This is a genomic window from Chryseobacterium taiwanense (assembly GCF_000813825.1).
GTDB classification, from domain to species: domain Bacteria; phylum Bacteroidota; class Bacteroidia; order Flavobacteriales; family Weeksellaceae; genus Chryseobacterium; species Chryseobacterium taiwanense.
Genome location: NZ_JWTA01000002.1, coordinates 26,465 through 44,164, shown reverse-complemented (window position 1 = coordinate 44,164; position 17,700 = coordinate 26,465). Strand labels below are relative to the sequence as shown.

Genomic DNA, 17,700 nt, shown 5'->3' with positions numbered 1-17,700 from the left:
ACCACAAAAGTCACAAAAGATTTAAATGATTACACAATCTTATTTAACCGATTTGACTTATAAGATAAATGGAGCTTGCATAGAAGTTCACAAAATCTTAGGAGCAGGTTTATTAGAAAGTGTTTATCACAAATGCTTGGAAGAAGAATTCAGGTTAAGAAACATCGATTTTAAATCTGAATTCAAAATTCCAGTCATTTACAAAGGAAAGGAAATTCAATGTGATTTCTTTTGTGATTTTTTAGTTGAAGACTTAATTGTTGTTGAATTAAAAGCAGTTTCAGAACTGAATGAAATTCATCGAGCCCAAATTTTAAATTATATTAATCTAATGAAGAAACCCAAAGGGATACTAGTTAATTTTAATGTGAAAAATTTATATCATCAAGGACATGAAACTTTTGTAAACAAATATTACGATATGCTTTTTTGATCTTTAAAAGATTTAATGATTTACTTTAAAAACTTTTGTGACTTTTGTGGTTAATTATATATGAAAATACTTATTCCATCCGAAATAACTCCGGTACAGCTACAGACTGTAATGCAGACTGCCGTTTCACCACGACCAATTGCATTGGCATCTACGGTTGATAAGAATGGCGAGATCAATCTGTCACCATTCAGTTTTTTCAATATGTTCAGTACTGTTCCTCCGATTTTGATTTTTTCACCTTCGAGAAGAGTGCGCGATAATACTACAAAACATACCTTAGAAAATGTTTTAGAGGTTCCTGAAGTCGTAATCGGAACGGTTAATTTTCCAATTGTTCAGCAAATTTCTTTAGCCTCCACAGAATACGGTGACGGCGTAAATGAATTTATCAAATCCGGCTTAACAATGAAAGACGCTGATTTGGTACAACCTAAATTAATTGAAGAATGTCCTGTAAACTTTGAATGCAAGGTTTTAGAGGTAAAATCTTTGGGTGATCAGGGAGGCGCAGGAAATTTGGTAATTTGTGAAGTTCAGAAAATCCATATCAGAGAAGAATATCTGAATGAAGAAGGAAATCTTGATCAGAAAAAACTGGATATGGTTGCCCGTTTAGGCGGAAACTGGTATTCCAGAAACAATGAAAATAATCTTTTTGAAGTTCCAAAGCCATTGGTAACAAAAGGTATCGGCTTCGATCTTCTTCCTGATGAAATAAAACTGAGTACAATTTTTACAGGAAATGATTTAGGGATGCTTGCCAATGTTGAGGTTTTACCAGCTGGAGAATATCATTCTGATGAAAAGATTCATCAGGATGCTCAGAAGTTTTTGCTTGAAAGTAAAATTGAAGAGGCCTGGAAAATTTTAATTAAATAAGTTATCCAAACTAAGATAAAAATAAAAGGAGTGAACATATTCACTCCTTTTTTATTAGATCAACTATCTAGTAACAACATTGATAACGTCCATTAGCACCCTTAACTTCTGTCCCGAAATTAGGAGAAGCACATGGAGGGACAAGACAATTTCCCTGTCCGTCACTTAAATAGAAATTATAGCATCCACTTGCGCATTGGATTTCAAAATCTCCTCCCAAAACACTTTTCTGAGCCTCTCTGCTTAATTTTTGTCCTTTTTTTAAATTTGAATTTTTCATAATAATTTGAATTTTTAGTGTTACTAATATTTTTCACTAATATATGAAAAAAATAATTAAACACATTGAAATTCAATAAATTAAAAAAAAAAAAAAAAAATCTTTATATCTATAATTTATGGTTGATGAATTCAATTGCTTTTTCTACCACTGTATTCAAATCTTTTGGCAACTCACTTTCCTCCCAAGGTTCTTTAGCTCCAAACGTATGATTGGCATCTTCAATTAAAAACAATTCAGAATTCGGATTTAAAATATGAAGATGTTCCGCACTTTTCACCTTCACACTTTCGTCATTGGTTCCATGGACAATTAACATCTGTGCCATTGCCATTTCAGTTGCTCTTTCAACATCAAAACGAAACTCGTTATGCTTAAAATCTTCATAAAACTGATAATAATGTGGCATCTCTTGTTTCGTTCTTCCGTTTACCACATAAAAAACACCTGCTTTCTCCCATCTTTCAAAGGCATCGTTTTTAGGAAAACGATCTAATGTATCAACACTTGCTAAGGTTATCAACCCATTAATTCTTTCATCTTCAAAAGTTTTAATAATGGAAATCCCTCCTCCTCTGCTATGACCAATCAAAATCAATTTTTGATCGTCCACGTTTTCATTGGTAATAAAATGATCGATCACCACTCCTAAATCCGAAAGTTCTTTGGAATAGTTATTATTTCCAAACGCTTCCAAATCCGCGAAATTATGAGGATCTTCAATGGTAGTTCCGTTATGCGAAAAGTTGAATTTCACAAAGAAAAAACCTGCTTCTGCAAATTTTTCCGCCATTACATTCCAAGCTCCCCAATCTTTATAGCCTTTATAACCATGAACAAAAATAATTAAAGGGAGTTTCTGGTCTGATTCAGGGTATAATGCATCTGCAAGAAAAGTTCCTGTTTCCGGGTTATTCAACTGTATATCAATTTCTTTCACCAATTCCATAAAATAAATATGTTTTGTTTAATATCTTTTTAAATTTGTGCCATTCACTTTAAATTAAATATATGAAAAAAACTTTACTTCTTTTATTATTAACTTCATTAGCATTCGTATTTGGACAGACTACCAAAAAAGTCTTTTTTGTGGGAAACAGCTATACGTACTATAATGATCTTCCGGTTTTAATCGCCAGTATTGCTACCTCTACAGGAGATGTTTTAACCCATCAAAGCCATACTCCGGGTGGATCAACTTTACAGGACCATGTGAATAATCAAAACGTACTCTCTACCATCGGCTTAGGAAACTGGGATTATGTGGTTCTACAGGAACAAAGCCAGCTTCCATCTTTTCCGTTAACCCAGGTACAAACTGATGTTTTTCCATTTGCACAACAGCTTTCTACATTAGTAAACACTCAAAACCCTTGTGGAAATGTAATCTTCTACATGACGTGGGGAAGAAAATTTGGAGATCAGTCTAACTGCGCTTCTCTTCCATACATTTGTACTTATGAAGGAATGGATGATAAATTGTACGACCGTTATATGCAAATGGCAACCGACAATGAAAGTTTGGTTTCTCCTGTAGGAAAAGTTTGGAGAACGATCAGAACACAATATCCATCGTTAGAACTCTATTCTTCCGATGAGTCTCACCCTTCTTATTTAGGTTCTATGGCTGCAGCATATACTTTTTACACGATCATTTTCAAAAAGGATCCTACTTTGGCAACCTTTAGCGGAAATCTTTCGACAAGTGAAGCAAGTATTCTTAAAAATACAGTAAAAAATGTGGTTTTTGATCATATGGATACTTGGTTGGTTCCAGCAAATGATGTTCACAGTCAATTTTCGTACACGTATCCCAGTTCTCAAAATGTTCAATTTACCAACCAGACTCAAAATGCGACGTCCTTTTTATGGAGTTTCGGAGACGGGACAACATCTATTTTAGAAAACCCTCAACATTCTTATACTACACCAGGAAATTATACGGTAAGCTTAACCACAAATGCTTGTGGAGGCAATTCTACCAAAACAAAATACCTTACCGTAAATAATTTAAGCACTCTTGAAAATTCGAAAAATATCGTTCAAATTTACCCAAATCCGACACATAATTTTATTAACATCATTACTAACTCGGAATTTTCTTTAGTTTCATTAAAAGATGCTTCCGGAAGAATTGTTAATTATAATTTGAGAAAAACAGAATCAGGATATAGCATTTCTTTGCAACATCTACCTAGTGGCGTTTATCTTTTGCAATATAAAATTGATGAAAAAGAGTACACTAAAAAAATTATCAAAAAATAGCCCTATTTTTGCTGCATGTTGGATTTAAGAACGGTAACCGTAATGCGATACATTCTGCCGCTTCGGGAGGGAGGTTCTCTTCCTGCTTTAGCAGAAGCTGATGATGATTTTAAATATGTTTTAAAATTCCGTGGCGCAGGTCATGGAGTTAAAATGTTGATTTCAGAACTATTGGGAGGAAAAATCACAGAAGTTTTAGGATTAAAGATTCCTGAGCTTACTTTTGTCAATCTCGATGTCGATTTTGGAAGAACAGAAGCTGACGAAGAAATTCAGGATTTATTGAAATTCTCGGAAGGATTAAATCTTGGTTTACATTATCTTTCAGGTTCTATTGCTTATGACCCGAGTGTAAAAGTTGATCCTCTTCTTGCTTCAAAAATCGTTTGGCTGGATGCATTTATCACCAATATCGACCGTACATTTAAGAATACCAATCTTTTGATGTGGCATAAAGAATTATGGGTAATCGACAATGGTGCTTCTTTCTATTTCCATCATTCTTGGCAGAATTTTGATACGGCAGCAAAAACGCCATTCAAATATGTGAAAGACCATGTTTTGCTTCCACAGGCAACGAAACTTGATGAAGCAGATAAGTTTGCAAAAGAAGTTCTGAATGAGACCGTTTTCAGAGAAATTGTCAACTTAATTCCTGAAGACTGGTTACATTGGAACGATGCAGACGAAACTCCGGAAGAAATCCGTGAAATCTATTTCAACTTCCTGAAGACCCGATTAGAAAATTCTGAAATCTTTTTAAACGAAGCCAAAAATGCAAAAGGATAAAATATACGAATACGCAGTAATACGTCTGGTTCCTAAGGTTGAAAGAGAAGAGTTTTTCAATATAGGCTTGGTGATGTTTTCCAAAAAAGAAAAATTCATCAAGGTAGAGTTTTATTTATGTCCTAATAAATTTAAACTTATGCACAGCAAGCTGGATTATGAGGATATCATTCAAAATCTTGAAAGTTTTCAGAAAATAGCCAATGGAGAAAAGGATGGCGGACCGATTGCTCAACTTGAAATTCCTGAACGTTTTCGCTGGTTGACAGCAGTACGAAGTTCTGTAGTGCAAACTTCAAGACCTCATCCGGGGAAATCTAAAGATCTTGAAAAGACTTTTGGTAAACTTTTTGAAGAGTTAGTAAAATAACCATTTCTTAAAAGTTACTCTATGAAATCATTGAATCACAATATAATTTACAGGTTTTTTACAAACCTGTTTTTTATTTCCTTATTAGGATTATTCAATCTAACTTTTTCTCAAAATCAAATTCAAAAACAGTCCCCAAAAAGCATTCTATTACCTGAGAAAGCTAAGGTGTATGAAAACATAGCCTACAAAATCAATAATGAGAAACCTATCCTTTTAGACATATACACTCCTAAAAATACATCTTCTGAAAAACTCCCGGTTTTAATTTATGTTCATGGAGGAGGTTGGGTAGCCGGAGATAAAACGATTCACGCAGATACTTATATAGAAAATACTATCTTAAAACTGGTAGAGAAAAATTACGCGGTGATTAGCATTGAATATACTTTGGTAAGCGAAACTGTCCATTTCCCTTTACCGATTCAGGATACCAAAGACGCGATACGGTGGGTAAGAAAAAATGCTGAAAAATATAATTTCGATACCAACAACATAGGAATTTTTGGAGCTTCGGCAGGATCTCATCTTACTATGTTAGCTGCTTATACCAACGATAATGAATTCGTTGGAAATCCTGAACTTTCCGGATATTCTGCGAAAGTTAATTATGTGGTCAATAATTTTGGTCCTGCAGATATGAACAAACTGCTACATACTCGTGCAGGCAAAATCCCTGTATTCTTTATTAATTTATTTGCGAAAAACATTGTAGAATTAAGATCTAAAATTGTCTTAGGAATTTCCGGCTATGACATCAAAAAAGATAAACGAAAAATTGTTGAATATTTCAAAACCATTTCTCCTGTCTCTTATGTAAACAACGGTGTTCCCACTTTGATTCTTCAGGGAAATAAAGATAAAATAGTTCCGATACAACAGTCTAAAAAATTAAATAAAGAACTTAAAAAAGAAAATATCGCCAGTACGCTTATGATTGTAGAAGATGGCACACATGGTTTTGGAACAACCGATAAAGCGTATCTGGAAAAGCTTTCCAATGAAATGGTAGATTTCATTGTTGCGCACAAAAAGTGACTTTTCAAATTTACTTTTAATAATTATTCAATATTAGCACTGATTTACTATTCAAAGTTTAACTATTCAAAACTTTATTTATCTAAAAATAGAATGTAAACTAATTTCACATGAAAATAAAAAAATTATTTTCGATTTCTATTGTCTGTTTTATAGTAATCACTTGTAGCTCCGAAGATTCGATAGAACAACCAGCTCCTACAGAAACAGTTGTAGCAGAAGCTATGTATTTTCCACCTTCGAATAATGATACTTGGGAAACAAAATCTATTTCCAGTTTAGGATGGCATCAGGATAAAGTTCAGGATTTACTGGATTATTTACAGACAAAAAACTCCAAAAGCTTCATGGTTCTTCAAAATGGAAGAATTGTAATGGAAAATTATTTTGCGGGGCATACTTCTACAACTCCTTGGTACTGGGCGAGTGCGGGAAAAACTCTGACTTCAACCATGACTGGAATTGCGGAACAGGAAGGCTTTTTAAATATCAATAACAAAGTTTCTACATACATCGGTACGGGATGGACGAGTGAACCTTTAGCAAAAGAAAACCTCATTACCTGCAAAAACCTATTAACGATGACTTCCGGACTAGATGATAGTTTGGGTGACGATGTAACTCCTACCAATCTTCAATACAAAGCTGATGCAGGCACAAGATGGGCTTATCATAATGTCTACGTAAAACTTCAGGATGTCGTGGCAGCCGCTACCGGACAAAGTTGGTCACAATATTTCAATACAAAACTCAGAGATAAAATCGGGATGACCGGAAGCTGGATTCAAAGTGGTGACAATAGCGTATACTGGAGCACTACAAGAAGTATGGCTCGTTTTGGATTAATGGCTCTCAATAAGGGAAACTGGAACGGTACGCAGATCATTAATACAGACTACTTTCAAAGTGCAACAAACACTTCTCAAAATATCAACCTGGCTTACGGATATTTATGGTGGCTTAATGGGAAAGCAAGCTATCATCTGCCTCAAACTCAATTGCAGTTTAATGGCAAATTAATCCCAAGCGCTCCGGATGATTTATTTTGTGCTTTAGGAAAAAATGACCAGAAAATCTATGTTGTTCCAAGTAAAAAACTGGTGATTATCAGGATGGGTGATGCTGCAGACAATGTAAATCTTGCTCTTTCAGATTTTGATAATGTTTTATGGCAAAAAATAAATGCGGTAATTAATTAATTGGTTCCATGTACAACTGACTTCCCCAAAACTGCAAATCTCTTTCCGCCAAGTTGGAATTAAAAAACACCTCATTTACTTCTTCTACAATCTTTGCTACAGCAACCGGATCGGAAGTTCTGATTCTTGTCTCATGATTATCTTTTAATCCTTTTGCGGTAAAGTTTAAAGAACCCATATAAGCGATCTCATCATCAATCACGTATATTTTACTATGAACAAAAGTTTTATTAAAGGAATTATTTTCGATATTCGGAGAAATGAACACTTTAAAAGGAAACAGTTGTTTATAAGTATAATAATAAATCCGTTTGTTTTTAATCTGTCTCACAATGAAATCTCTCACGAAAAACAGCAAAACAACAAGGATAAAACCATAGGCAAACTTCCATTCTTTTAAAAGGAAAATTAAAGGAGCTAAAACGATAGCCAATCCTATCATTGTAAAAAGAAGTGTTCCCGATAAGCTAATCAAGCCATCTCTGGATTGTTTTGCTTTTTCATCGGTATGTCTTTTCTGGACGATCAGTTTATTAATATTTTTATCGTTTCCGTAAAAATCTTCTATTTCATCACTAGTAATAAGACTGATCTTAATTCCTTTGCTATGTAAAAAGATCAGTTCCTTAATCAGCGAAGGAGAGAGATAAGGAGATACTATTTTCACATTGGTTTTTGCATTCCTAATATCCTGCAACAGTTTTGCGCCTGCTCTTTTTCCTATGTAAATATCGCAGACTGCATTATTATAAAACATATAACAAAATAATTTTGTTTACTTAAAGGTTAAAAAAAACTTTGCAAGTAGGACTTACAAAGTTGTTATGCGTAAAATTTTTATAGTATTGAATTACTCAAATTCTTTTTTCAATTCATTGGTAATAAAAGCTTTCAGTTCATCTCCATGAATATTAACGGCAATGATTTTTCCGGATGCATCCAATACCAAATTATATGGTAATTCTTCGATTCCGTATGTTTTGGCAACCGGACTTTTCCAAAATTGAAGATCACCGACTTGTAGCCAATTGATATTTTCCCTATCAATAATCTTTTTCCAGTTTTCTTTAGACTTATCTAAAGAAACACCTACTATTTCAAACTTTCCGGCTTTTACCGCTTTTTCGTTTTCGGTATAAATTCCTTTTAAAAAAGGTTGTTCTTCAACACATGGAGCACACCAAGTTGCCCAGAAATCAAGTAAAACAACTTTTCCTTTGAGTGAACTTAATGTAAAATCAGCTCCCTGAAATGTCTTCAGATGAATTTCCGGAGCATTATCATTAAGCTTCAAGGTATTTTGTGCGGTCATGAACCCGAAACTCAAGAACAAAATTCCTGATATGAGTAGCTTTTTCAAAATATTAGTCATTGGTTGGATAATCATGATCAATCCAATTAGTTTTTACATTTTTAGGGAGATCTAAAATTTTCACCTTTTTAAAACCCATTTCCACCAATGTATTGAAAGCAGGACGAATATTCGGACACCTGTCGTACGGACAACAGCCGCAATAAACAATGATCTCTTTATTTTTATCTAATTTTCTCACATAATCTTTCAGCTTTTCAAGATTTTGAGGATCATTGGCCATTCCCATATCTACAGAACCTTTTACCACAGCAGAAGGACCGACAGACAGGATCAGAATATTTTTGGTTTGTTTTTTAACAATTTTAGCCGCTAAAATATCCGGAGCCATTACCTGATCTGCAGACCATGGAACGGATTGGGTTTGTGCTTTTAGAAAACCGCTAAAGCACATCATCATAGCCCATAAAAACATTATTTTTTTCATAAAACCTTTCTTATGTATCGATTATATTTTTGTCAGTTTAGCATACTTCAGGATTAGATTTTTCTCTCCTTCATGCATGAAAACCACTTTTGCTTTGATATTTTGAGGATCCGTCCCATCAAGGAAAGTGACTTCTCCGATTCCGAATCGGTCGTGTCTTACCTTATCCCCAACTTCAATATCCTGAGATGAAGCCCCGCTAGGATTAATGATTCTCGCAGTACTTACAGGTTTTAACTTACGTGGTTCAGCGATGGGTTTTGAGCTTTCTGATCTTTCGATCGTTTTCTTTTCAACCCTTTTGAAACTTTTCATTTCAGATGGATGCTCATCAAAAATATTGGATTTTACCCCTGCATTATTGATGAAACGCTTTTCAATCGCAGGATTTACAAATTCGATATACTGATCATCAATTTCGCTTAAGAATCTTGAAGGTTCCGCATCGGTAATTTTCCCCCACTGAAAACGAGAAACTGCATAAGTGAAATACACCTGTTTTTCAGCCCTTGTTAACGCAACATAGAACAAACGTCTTTCTTCTTCCAGATCTTCTCTGGTTGCAGAACTCATGAAACTAGGGAAAAGGTTTTCTTCCAGCCCAACCAAGTGAACTACCGGAAACTCCAATCCTTTTGAAAGGTGAATTGTCATTAAAGAAACCATGTCTTCTTCATCATCTTTCACTTGCGTATCTGCGGAAAGGGCAATATTTTCAAGGAAGTTCGGTAAACTTGGATCTCCATCTTCTACCTGCATCTGTTCTTCGATGAAACCCTGCATCGAGTTCATCAATTCCTGAACGTTTTCTACCCTCGAAATTCCTTCCGGAGTCTGATCGTCTTTTAAAAATTTAATTAAACCACTTCGTTTTGCTACTTCCATTGCAACATTATAAGCTGTTTCGGTTTTTAGCAACACCTGAAATGCTTTGATCATCGACCAAAAATCATTCAGTTTGTTTAAAACACCATTATTTAAGCCTAATTGTGGAGCATAAATCGGAAGATTACTCAACACACTTGAAACAGCGACATTCTGAGCATCAGCAAAGACAACCAATTTATTCTGAGTTGTTTCTCCAATTCCCCTTGCCGGATAATTAATGATTCTCATCAATGCTTCCGAATCATTTTCATTCACCAAAAGTCGAAGATAAGCAATCAGATCTTTTACCTCTTTTCTTTGGTAAAAAGACAACCCTCCGTATACTTTGTACGGGATATTTTTACGTCTCAAAGCATCTTCGAAAGCACGCGTCTGAGAGTTTGTTCTATATAAAATGGCAAAATCACCATATTTTCTTTGTTCGCGGTTTCTGGTTTCCCAGATATTTCCGGCTACGAAATTCGCTTCATCCGCATCGGACATCGAGCGATAGACTTTGATCTTCTCTCCTTCTTCATTTTCACTGAAAACGTTTTTCTTAAACTGCTGAAGGTTTTTCGCAATCACAACATTCGCTGCATTTACAATATTCTGAGTCGAACGGTAATTTTGCTCCAAAGCTACCGTTACCGCATCGGGATAATCTTTTTTAAAGTTTAAAATATTATAAATATTAGCGCCACGGAAAGAGTAAATAGACTGTGCATCATCTCCTACCACACAAATATTTTCAAATTTTGAAGCTAATGCTTTTACGATCAAATACTGAGAATGGTTGGTATCCTGATACTCATCCACCAGAATATATCTGAAACGATCTTGATATTTAGCCAGAACTTCTGGAAAACGAGTCAATAATTCATTGGTTTTTAACAATAAATCATCAAAATCCATCGATCCGTTTTTGAAGCACTGCTCTACATATCTCTGATAAATTTGTCCAAGGAATTTCATATTGGCCTTTTCATCAGCTTCCATCAATTCGGGATTGGCAAAATATGCTCTTACCGTGATCAGATTGTTTTTATAACTGGAAATTCTCGCCTGAACTTTTTTAGGTTTATACAGATCAGCATCAATATTCATGTCTTTCAACACTTTTTTGATAACATTCAATGCATCCTGCTGATCGTAAATGGTAAAATTGGAAGGATAGCCCAAATAATGTGCTTCACTTCTCAGAATTCTCGCAAATACCGAGTGAAAAGTTCCCATCCAAAGACTCTTTGCATTGCTTTGTCCCACCACTTTTGCGATACGTTCTTTCATTTCTTTTGCCGCCTTATTGGTAAAGGTCAATGCCAAAATATTAAAAGGATCTACTCCATTCGTAATCAAATGTGCGATACGCATGGTAAGTACACGCGTTTTTCCGGAACCGGCTCCTGCAAGTACCATTAATGGTCCTTGTAGTGTAGTAACGGCTTCAAATTGTGATTCATTCAGTCCTTTCAAATAATCCTCCATGCTGCAAAAAATTTTGGGAACACAAAATTAGTGTATTCTATGGAGAATTCAAATTCTGGTTTTAGCGTTCAGAATTTAAATCTCTAATTTCTCATATGACCTCTTTAATCTTCTTTCAATAAAATTTATTTTAACTTTTTGTAACATTTAAAGTAAATTTGGCACTAATTGACAAAACAATTTCTATTTATGAAAAAGCGACTTCTTTCTGTTGCTGCAGCGGCTTTCTTTGGGATGGCTTTGAATGCACAACAAATTAAATTTGAAGAATATGACTTGCCAAATGGTCTTCACGTAATTTTACATCAGGATAATTCTGCACCGGTTGTAACAACTGGGGTAATGTACCATGTAGGTGCAAAGGATGAAGTAAAAGGAAGAACTGGTTTTGCTCACTTCTTCGAGCACCTTTTATTTGAAGGAACACCAAACATCAAAAGAGGTGAATGGTTTAAGATAGTTTCTTCAAACGGAGGACAAAACAACGCTAACACTACAAACGACAGAACGTATTACTACGAAACTTTCCCTTCAAACAACGAACAATTGGGTCTTTGGATGGAAGCTGAAAGAATGCGTCATGCAGTAATCAATCAAGTGGGTGTAGATACTCAGAGAGAGGTTGTAAAAGAAGAAAAGAGATTGAGAATGGATAACCAACCTTATGGAAATCTTTTCACTACAATTCAGAAAAACTTATTTACAAATCACCCGTATAACTGGCCGACAATTGGTTCTATGGAAGATTTGAACTCTGCAAAACTGGAAGAATTCCAAGCATTCTATAAAAAATATTACGTTCCAAATAACGCTACTTTAGTGGTTGCAGGAGATATTAAGCCTGAGCAAACTAAAAAATGGATCGAAACCTACTACGGAGGAATTCCAAAAGGAACGATTTATCCAAAAGATTTCCCGAAAGATGCTCCTATCACTCAGGAAAAAGAAGTTACGGCAACTGACCCGAACATTCAACTTCCAGCATATATTTTTGCTTACAGAACACCGGGTAATAAAGAGAAAGACGCTTATGTTTTAGACATGCTTTCTTCTTATTTAAGTAATGGTAAATCTTCAGTTTTATACAAAAAATTAGTTGATCAGGATAAGAAAGCACTTCAAGTAGCAGCTTTCAACCAAGGTCTTGAAGATTACAGTATTTTTGCATTCTTCGCTATCCCAATGGGACAGACTACAAAGCAGGCTTTACAGTCTGACATCGATGCTGAGATCAAAAAACTTCAGACTACATTAATCTCTGAAGAGGATTATCAGAAACTTCAAAACCAGTACGAAAACCAGTTTGTAAATTCAAACTCTAGTATTCAGGGGATTGCAGCGTCATTGGCTACAAACCACGTATTGATGGGTAATACGAATTTGATCAACAAAGAAATCGACATTTACAGAGGAATCACAAGACAGGATCTTCAAAATGCGGCTAAAAAGTATCTGAATTCCAACCAAAGAATAATCATTAACTACGTACCTGAAAAGAAGAAATAATCAGCTGAATTATTAGGTTACAATTGATTATTAAAATTAAATTTTTACAAATGAAAAAGCAATTAACATATATAGCTGTAGCGTTTTTATTCGCAGGAACGGTTTCAGCACAAAAAATAGATCTTAATGCAATGCCAAAACCGGGGCCTACTCCGACAATCAACATTGCTAAACCAAAGACTTTCCAATTGAAGAACGGTCTTACGGTAATGGTTGTAGAAAACAACAAATTACCAAGAGTAAGCGCAAGTCTTTCTATGGACAGACCTCCATACAATGAAGGAAGTGTAACGGGTGTAAGCGAAATCATGGCTGAACAGTTCGAAAACGGAACGACAAACATGAGCAAAGATGATTTCAACAAAAAGGTTGATTATCTTGGAGCTAACCTTAATTTCAGCTCAGGAGGAGCTTCTCTAAACTCTCTTTCAAAATATTTCCCTGAAGTTTTAGGTTTAATGGCTGATGCAATTATTAACCCTAAGTTTTCTGCTGATGAAATTCAAAACTCAAAAGAAAGAGCTGTTGAAGGATTAAAATCTGACGAGAAAAATGCTTCTTCTATTGCCGGAAGAGTTTCTAATGCTTTGATGTATGGAAAAAATACATCAAGAGGAGAATTTGAAACGGTTGAATCTATCAACAAAATTCAATTAGCTGACGTACAAAATATTTACACAAAATATTACGCTCCGGACAATGCTTATTTAGTAATCGTAGGAGACGTAAAGTTTGATCAGGTAAAATCATTGGTGGAAAAAGCTTTCAACAACTGGAAAAAGGCAAATACACCGATCACTCCGCTAGAGCCGGCTGCAAATGTTGCTAAAACAGAAATCAATATCGTTGACGTTCCTTCTGCTGTACAGTCTGTTGTTTCTTTGAACAACCTGAACACATTGAAAATGAAGGATGCAAACTATTTCCCTGCAACAATCGCTAACTACATTCTTGGTGGTGGTGGTGAAGCGAGACTTTTCATGAATCTTCGTGAGAAAAACGGATTCACTTACGGTGCTTACTCAAGCATGGTAGCAAGTAAATATTCTCCTCAGTTTTCAGCAAGTGCAAGTGTAAGAAACGAGGTTACAGATAAAGCTGTAAAAGAATTTATGAACGAACTTAATGCAATTTCTACTGTAAAACCAGAAGAATTGGAAAATGCTAAAGCTAAGTTGAAAGGATCTTTCATCATGTCATTGGAGCAACCTGCAACGATTGCAAGATTTGCATTAAGCCAAAAAGTACAAGATCTTCCTGCTGATTTCTATACCAATTACTTGAAATCTATTGATAAAGTAACTGCTGCAGATGTTACCAATGCTGTAAAAGCTACAATCTTACCAAACCAAAGCAGAATTTTCATTGCTGGTAAAGCATCTGATATTTCTGAAGGATTGGAAAAATTAGGATACCCAGTAAAATATTTTGATAAAGATGCAAACCCTGTTGCAAAACCAACTGTACAAAAAGTTGACGCTAATGTAACTGTAGCTTCTGTTGTTGACAAATACATCGATGCTATTGGAGGAAAAGCTAATTTGGCGAAAATCACTTCATACACAACCAACGCATCAATGTCTATGCAGGGACAAACTCTTGACTTCAAAATCGTGAAAGCTCAAGGAGGAAAAGAATTGCAAACCGTTTCTATGGGAGCAATGACTGTTCAAAAGCAAGTTTTTGACGGTAAAACAGGATACTCTGAGCAAGCTGGACAGAAAGTTGAAATGACTAAGGAAGAAATCGCTGACAACCTTAAGAACACCGAACTTTTCGAAGAACTAGGTTTTGCTAAATCTGCAGATTACAAACTAGCAGGTATTGAAAAAATCAACGGAGAAGATTCTTACGCGATTAAGTCAGGTGATAAAGCATATTACTACAGTGTAAAAACAGGTCTTAAAACAGGAGAAACTGAAACGGTAAAAGCACAGGGGCAAACAATGACAATCCCTACTACTTTTGCTGATTATAAAGACGTAAGCGGAGTGAAGATGCCTTACACCATCTCAGTTAATCAAATGGGAATGGATATGGTAATGAAAGTAAAATCATACGAAGTAAACCAAGCTAAAGATTCTGATTTTAAATAAAAACAGGTCTATTTCATCATAAAAACAGCAACAAATGTTGCTGTTTTTATTTTTACTTCTATCTTATTTTGCTATTCAGTAAAAAAAGATTAAATTTGCCTACTCAAAAAGATATCAGAATTAATGGATACTATATTTACACTATTAATGGTTCTTATTATGATTGCCAGTGTTTTATTGACAATCGTTATCATGGCTCAAAATCCTAAAGGTGGAGGTCTTTCCAGTACATTTGGAGGTGCATCTTCTGCTCAGTTTGGGGTACAAAGAACCAACGACTTTATGGAAAAAGCAACTTGGACATTAGGTGGAACAATTATCGTTCTTATCCTGATAAGCGTTGTAATCACCGGTAAACCTTCTCAAGCTGCTCCGGCCGCACAACAACCAGTGAAAAAAGAGACTCCTGCACAACAAGCTCCAGCTTCTCAATCAACTACTCCGGTAGCTCCAACTAAATAAAAGATCTTATCTTTATATAATAAAAAAGCAACTCTTTTCAGAGTTGCTTTTTTATTTCATTTTAATCAGTTCCAATTTATGCCTTAATTTCAAACCCGCTTTGAGTAAAGAATATTGCAACGGTTTTGGCTCTTTATAATATTTGGAAATAAAAATCTGCATCGCACCATAAAATCGTTCAAGATAAACTTCATTTTTGATTGTACTTTCTCCTTTATGATGAAGAATGGATGCTTTACCGTAATAAAAATTTTGATATCCACTATTTAAAAGCGTATAACACAAATCTACGTCTTCCCCATACATAAAATAAGCTTCATCAAATCCTCCTACTTCTTCATAGACCTTTTTCTTTACAAGACAGAAAGCTCCTGTGATCACTTCTACCTCTGCATTTTCAAACTCAGAAATATTATTTTGATAATAAGATTTTGATTCTTTTCTTTTAAAATTTATAAAAAGTTTTTCAAAAGAATTAAACATATCCGGAACTGAACGCTTGCTTTCCGGTAAAAAATTCCCTTTTGCATCATGCATCCTTACTCCAAGACATCCAAAATTGTCTTTAGAATCAGCAAAATCTAATATATCTTGAATATAGTCTCCTTCTATTTCTGTATCTGGATTAAGAATTAACAAATACTCTCCGTCCGCTGTTTTTATTGCTTTATTATTAGCTTTAGCAAAACCTTCATTTTCAGAAGATGAGATAAAATGAATTTTTGGAAATTCAGGTATAAGGTTCCTCCAAGAATTATCAGTAGAAGCATTATCAATTACAATTACTTCATAGCTAATACCTTCCAGATATTTCTGAATAGACAAAAGACAGTTTCTCAATAACTGGGTTACATTGTAATTAACAATAATAATTGACAGTTTCATATTAATCCTTTTCGTTGTAAGGCAATCGGTTGATTATCGATCTTCCTAAAGAAATTTCATCAGCATACTCCAATTCATCCCCTACAGAGATCCCTCTTGCAATACTGGAGAAATTCACCTTAGAATTTTTAAATTTTTTATAAATATAATACGCTGTAGTATCTCCTTCCATAGTAGCGCTCAAGGCAAAAATTAGCTCTTTTACAGTTCCCTCATTCAGTTTTCTTTCAATGCTTGGAATATTCAGCTGATGAGGCCCTACTCCTTCCATTGGAGATATTTTCCCACCCAGAATAAGATATTTTCCGGTGTATTTTCCTGTATTCTCAATCGCTATGACATCCCGAACATCTTCAACAATACATATCGTCTCATCATTACGTTTATCATTGCTACATATTTCGCATATCTCGAAATCAGAAAAGTTGTGACAATCTTTACAGTATTTTATCTCATTCACCAGATTAATAATAGAATTCCCCAAGCTGGTTGCTCTGGAAGCTGGTTGTTTCAATAAATGTAAGGCCAGTCTTAAAGCCGTCTTCCTTCCTATTCCGGGCAATCCGGAGATTTCATCTACTGCCTTCGCTAAAACTTTACTAGGATAGTCCATAGCTACAAAAATAAAATAAAAACCCGAGTATTTATCGTTTAGAGACCGTAAAATCTCACCTGTTTATTATAAAAATTTTATCTTTGAGCCGAAATATGAAAAAAATACACTAAATGGTACTTAACAACCTAAATTATCCATTAGATTTTAAATTTAAAATCACAACTTTAGCCAGCGACTTCAACATTACGGACAAAAACGGAAATTATGTGGCTTATGTTCGTCAGAAAATGTTCAAGCTAAAAGAAGACGTTATTGTGTTTAATGATGAAAGCAAATCGAAGGAGCTTTTCAGAATCAGAGCTAATCAATGGATAGACTTTAATGCATCTTATTCTTTAAATGATTTAATCGAAAATAAGAATTTTGGGAGATTGGCAAGAAAAGGAATGCGTTCTATCTGGAAAGCAAGCTATGATGTTTTAGATGCTCATGATCAACCGAAATTTAAAATCCAGGAAGACAGTGCGTGGGTAAGATTCTGGGACAACTTTGTAGGAGAGCTTCCGATCATAGGAATGTTTACAGGATATTTCCTAAACCCTTGTTATACGGTAACAGGAGTAGACGGAAAAGCGTACTTTAAATTAAAAAAAATGCCTTCATTCTTTGGAAGAAGATTTCAGCTCGACAGACTTATTGATATTGATGATGAAGAAGAAAGCTTAGTTGTACTCTCCCTATTAATGATGGTTCTGCTAGAAAGAGCCAGAGGATAATCAAAACAT

19 protein-coding genes are annotated in these 17,700 nt (G+C 34.8%); 11 read left to right on the top strand and 8 right to left on the bottom strand.

Going from position 1 to position 17,700, the window contains the following annotated elements; all coding sequences use genetic code 11:
* Nucleotides 1-25 precede the first annotated feature (25 nt).
* Together RM51_RS02150 and RM51_RS02145 are read left to right on the top strand one after the other, a co-directional pair.
* On the top strand, nt 26-433 hold the full coding sequence (locus RM51_RS02150) for a GxxExxY protein (RefSeq protein WP_039364665.1): 408 nt from the start codon (nt 26-28) through the stop codon (nt 431-433).
* A 60-nt stretch (nt 434-493) separates the two neighbouring features.
* Entirely contained in the window at nt 494-1,315 is an 822-nt protein-coding gene (locus tag RM51_RS02145) for a flavin reductase family protein (protein WP_039364664.1), read from the top strand.
* Nucleotides 1,316-1,382: 67 nt separating this feature from the next.
* Here the strand turns inward: RM51_RS02145 and RM51_RS02140 are convergent, their stop codons facing one another.
* Nucleotides 1,383-1,595: a hypothetical protein gene (locus RM51_RS02140; RefSeq protein ID WP_039364663.1), complete on the bottom strand. Its 213-nt coding sequence runs from the start codon at nt 1,593-1,595 to the stop codon at nt 1,383-1,385.
* Between the two features lie 109 nt (nt 1,596-1,704).
* Nucleotides 1,705-2,544, bottom strand: coding sequence for an alpha/beta hydrolase family protein (locus tag RM51_RS02135; RefSeq protein ID WP_039364661.1), 840 nt, complete (start codon nt 2,542-2,544; stop codon nt 1,705-1,707).
* A 62-nt stretch (nt 2,545-2,606) separates the two neighbouring features.
* Between RM51_RS02135 and RM51_RS02130 the strand changes: the two genes are divergently transcribed.
* From RM51_RS02130 to RM51_RS02110, 5 genes are all read left to right on the top strand, one after another.
* Entirely contained in the window at nt 2,607-3,860 is a 1,254-nt protein-coding gene (locus tag RM51_RS02130) for a PKD domain-containing protein (RefSeq protein ID WP_039364659.1), read from the top strand.
* Nucleotides 3,861-3,875: 15 nt separating this feature from the next.
* Nucleotides 3,876-4,649 (top strand): HipA family kinase, encoded by a 774-nt coding sequence (locus RM51_RS02125; RefSeq protein WP_039364658.1) that lies wholly within the window; start codon nt 3,876-3,878, stop codon nt 4,647-4,649.
* Nucleotides 4,636-5,019: a DUF3037 domain-containing protein gene (locus RM51_RS02120; RefSeq protein ID WP_039364656.1), complete on the top strand. Its 384-nt coding sequence runs from the start codon at nt 4,636-4,638 to the stop codon at nt 5,017-5,019. Before RM51_RS02125 ends, RM51_RS02120 begins: the two co-directional genes overlap by 14 nt.
* A gap of 21 nt (nt 5,020-5,040) precedes the next feature.
* Nucleotides 5,041-6,057 carry an alpha/beta hydrolase gene (locus tag RM51_RS02115; protein WP_039364654.1) on the top strand — a complete coding sequence of 339 codons (1,017 nt, stop codon included), beginning with the start codon at nt 5,041-5,043 and terminating at the stop codon, nt 6,055-6,057.
* A 110-nt stretch (nt 6,058-6,167) separates the two neighbouring features.
* On the top strand, nt 6,168-7,256 hold the full coding sequence (locus RM51_RS02110) for a serine hydrolase domain-containing protein (protein WP_039364652.1): 1,089 nt from the start codon (nt 6,168-6,170) through the stop codon (nt 7,254-7,256).
* Here the strand turns inward: RM51_RS02110 and RM51_RS18975 are convergent.
* The 4 genes from RM51_RS18975 to RM51_RS02090 all read right to left on the bottom strand — a co-directional run bounded on the left by RM51_RS18975 (nt 7,249) and on the right by RM51_RS02090 (nt 11,410).
* On the bottom strand, nt 7,249-8,013 hold the full coding sequence (locus RM51_RS18975; RefSeq protein ID WP_052248354.1) for a phospholipase D-like domain-containing protein: 765 nt from the start codon (nt 8,011-8,013) through the stop codon (nt 7,249-7,251). The genes RM51_RS02110 and RM51_RS18975 overlap by 8 nt on opposite strands.
* Before the next feature lie 93 nt (nt 8,014-8,106).
* Nucleotides 8,107-8,643: a TlpA family protein disulfide reductase gene (locus RM51_RS02100; protein ID WP_228375762.1), complete on the bottom strand. Its 537-nt coding sequence runs from the start codon at nt 8,641-8,643 to the stop codon at nt 8,107-8,109.
* Nucleotides 8,621-9,055 carry a rhodanese-like domain-containing protein gene (locus tag RM51_RS02095; RefSeq protein ID WP_039364650.1) on the bottom strand — a complete coding sequence of 145 codons (435 nt, stop codon included), beginning with the start codon at nt 9,053-9,055 and terminating at the stop codon, nt 8,621-8,623. Before RM51_RS02095 ends, RM51_RS02100 begins: the two co-directional genes overlap by 23 nt.
* A gap of 21 nt (nt 9,056-9,076) precedes the next feature.
* On the bottom strand, nt 9,077-11,410 hold the full coding sequence (locus tag RM51_RS02090) for an ATP-dependent helicase (RefSeq protein WP_039364648.1): 2,334 nt from the start codon (nt 11,408-11,410) through the stop codon (nt 9,077-9,079).
* 189 nt (nt 11,411-11,599) lie between these two features.
* Between RM51_RS02090 and RM51_RS02085 the strand changes: the two genes are divergently transcribed.
* The 3 genes from RM51_RS02085 to secG all read left to right on the top strand — a co-directional run bounded on the left by RM51_RS02085 (nt 11,600) and on the right by secG (nt 15,474).
* Entirely contained in the window at nt 11,600-12,916 is a 1,317-nt protein-coding gene (locus tag RM51_RS02085; protein ID WP_039364646.1) for a M16 family metallopeptidase, read from the top strand.
* Nucleotides 12,917-12,966: 50 nt separating this feature from the next.
* The gene (locus RM51_RS02080) at nt 12,967-15,012 is read left to right on the top strand and encodes a M16 family metallopeptidase (RefSeq protein ID WP_039364645.1); all 2,046 of its coding nucleotides are present in this window, start codon (nt 12,967-12,969) and stop codon (nt 15,010-15,012) included.
* Between the two features lie 123 nt (nt 15,013-15,135).
* Nucleotides 15,136-15,474: a preprotein translocase subunit SecG gene (gene secG / locus RM51_RS02075; protein ID WP_039364643.1), complete on the top strand. Its 339-nt coding sequence runs from the start codon at nt 15,136-15,138 to the stop codon at nt 15,472-15,474.
* Nucleotides 15,475-15,525: 51 nt separating this feature from the next.
* Here the strand turns inward: secG and RM51_RS02070 are convergent, their stop codons facing one another.
* Both RM51_RS02070 and recR read right to left on the bottom strand, forming a co-directional pair.
* A complete protein-coding gene (locus RM51_RS02070; protein WP_117590320.1) occupies nt 15,526-16,365 on the bottom strand; it encodes a glycosyltransferase family 2 protein in 840 nt (279 codons plus the stop codon).
* Nucleotides 16,361-16,972 (bottom strand): recombination mediator RecR, encoded by a 612-nt coding sequence (gene recR, locus RM51_RS02065; RefSeq protein ID WP_039364639.1) that lies wholly within the window; start codon nt 16,970-16,972, stop codon nt 16,361-16,363. The genes RM51_RS02070 and recR overlap by 5 nt, the downstream gene beginning before the upstream one ends.
* A 113-nt stretch (nt 16,973-17,085) precedes the next feature.
* Between recR and RM51_RS02060 the strand changes: the two genes are divergently transcribed.
* A complete protein-coding gene (locus RM51_RS02060; RefSeq protein WP_039364637.1) occupies nt 17,086-17,691 on the top strand; it encodes an LURP-one-related/scramblase family protein in 606 nt (201 codons plus the stop codon).
* Nucleotides 17,692-17,700: the final 9 nt, after the last annotated feature.

Excerpts from the sequence above, each read along its gene's own strand:
- RM51_RS02150 (WP_039364665.1), top strand. The coding sequence starts at position 26 with ATGATTACACAATCTTATTTAACCGATTTGACTTATAAGATAAATGGA.
- RM51_RS02145 (WP_039364664.1), top strand. The coding sequence starts at position 494 with ATGAAAATACTTATTCCATCCGAAATAACTCCGGTACAGCTACAGACT.
- RM51_RS02140 (WP_039364663.1), bottom strand. The coding sequence starts at position 1,595 with ATGAAAAATTCAAATTTAAAAAAAGGACAAAAATTAAGCAGAGAGGCT.
- RM51_RS02135 (WP_039364661.1), bottom strand. The coding sequence starts at position 2,544 with ATGGAATTGGTGAAAGAAATTGATATACAGTTGAATAACCCGGAAACA.
- RM51_RS02130 (WP_039364659.1), top strand. The coding sequence starts at position 2,607 with ATGAAAAAAACTTTACTTCTTTTATTATTAACTTCATTAGCATTCGTA.
- RM51_RS02125 (WP_039364658.1), top strand. The coding sequence starts at position 3,876 with ATGTTGGATTTAAGAACGGTAACCGTAATGCGATACATTCTGCCGCTT.
- RM51_RS02120 (WP_039364656.1), top strand. The coding sequence starts at position 4,636 with ATGCAAAAGGATAAAATATACGAATACGCAGTAATACGTCTGGTTCCT.
- RM51_RS02115 (WP_039364654.1), top strand. The coding sequence starts at position 5,041 with ATGAAATCATTGAATCACAATATAATTTACAGGTTTTTTACAAACCTG.
- RM51_RS02110 (WP_039364652.1), top strand. The coding sequence starts at position 6,168 with ATGAAAATAAAAAAATTATTTTCGATTTCTATTGTCTGTTTTATAGTA.
- RM51_RS18975 (WP_052248354.1), bottom strand. The coding sequence starts at position 8,013 with ATGTTTTATAATAATGCAGTCTGCGATATTTACATAGGAAAAAGAGCA.
- RM51_RS02100 (WP_228375762.1), bottom strand. The coding sequence starts at position 8,643 with ATGATTATCCAACCAATGACTAATATTTTGAAAAAGCTACTCATATCA.
- RM51_RS02095 (WP_039364650.1), bottom strand. The coding sequence starts at position 9,055 with ATGAAAAAAATAATGTTTTTATGGGCTATGATGATGTGCTTTAGCGGT.
- RM51_RS02090 (WP_039364648.1), bottom strand. The coding sequence starts at position 11,410 with ATGGAGGATTATTTGAAAGGACTGAATGAATCACAATTTGAAGCCGTT.
- RM51_RS02085 (WP_039364646.1), top strand. The coding sequence starts at position 11,600 with ATGAAAAAGCGACTTCTTTCTGTTGCTGCAGCGGCTTTCTTTGGGATG.
- RM51_RS02080 (WP_039364645.1), top strand. The coding sequence starts at position 12,967 with ATGAAAAAGCAATTAACATATATAGCTGTAGCGTTTTTATTCGCAGGA.
- secG (WP_039364643.1), top strand. The coding sequence starts at position 15,136 with ATGGATACTATATTTACACTATTAATGGTTCTTATTATGATTGCCAGT.
- recR (WP_039364639.1), bottom strand. The coding sequence starts at position 16,972 with ATGGACTATCCTAGTAAAGTTTTAGCGAAGGCAGTAGATGAAATCTCC.
- RM51_RS02060 (WP_039364637.1), top strand. The coding sequence starts at position 17,086 with ATGGTACTTAACAACCTAAATTATCCATTAGATTTTAAATTTAAAATC.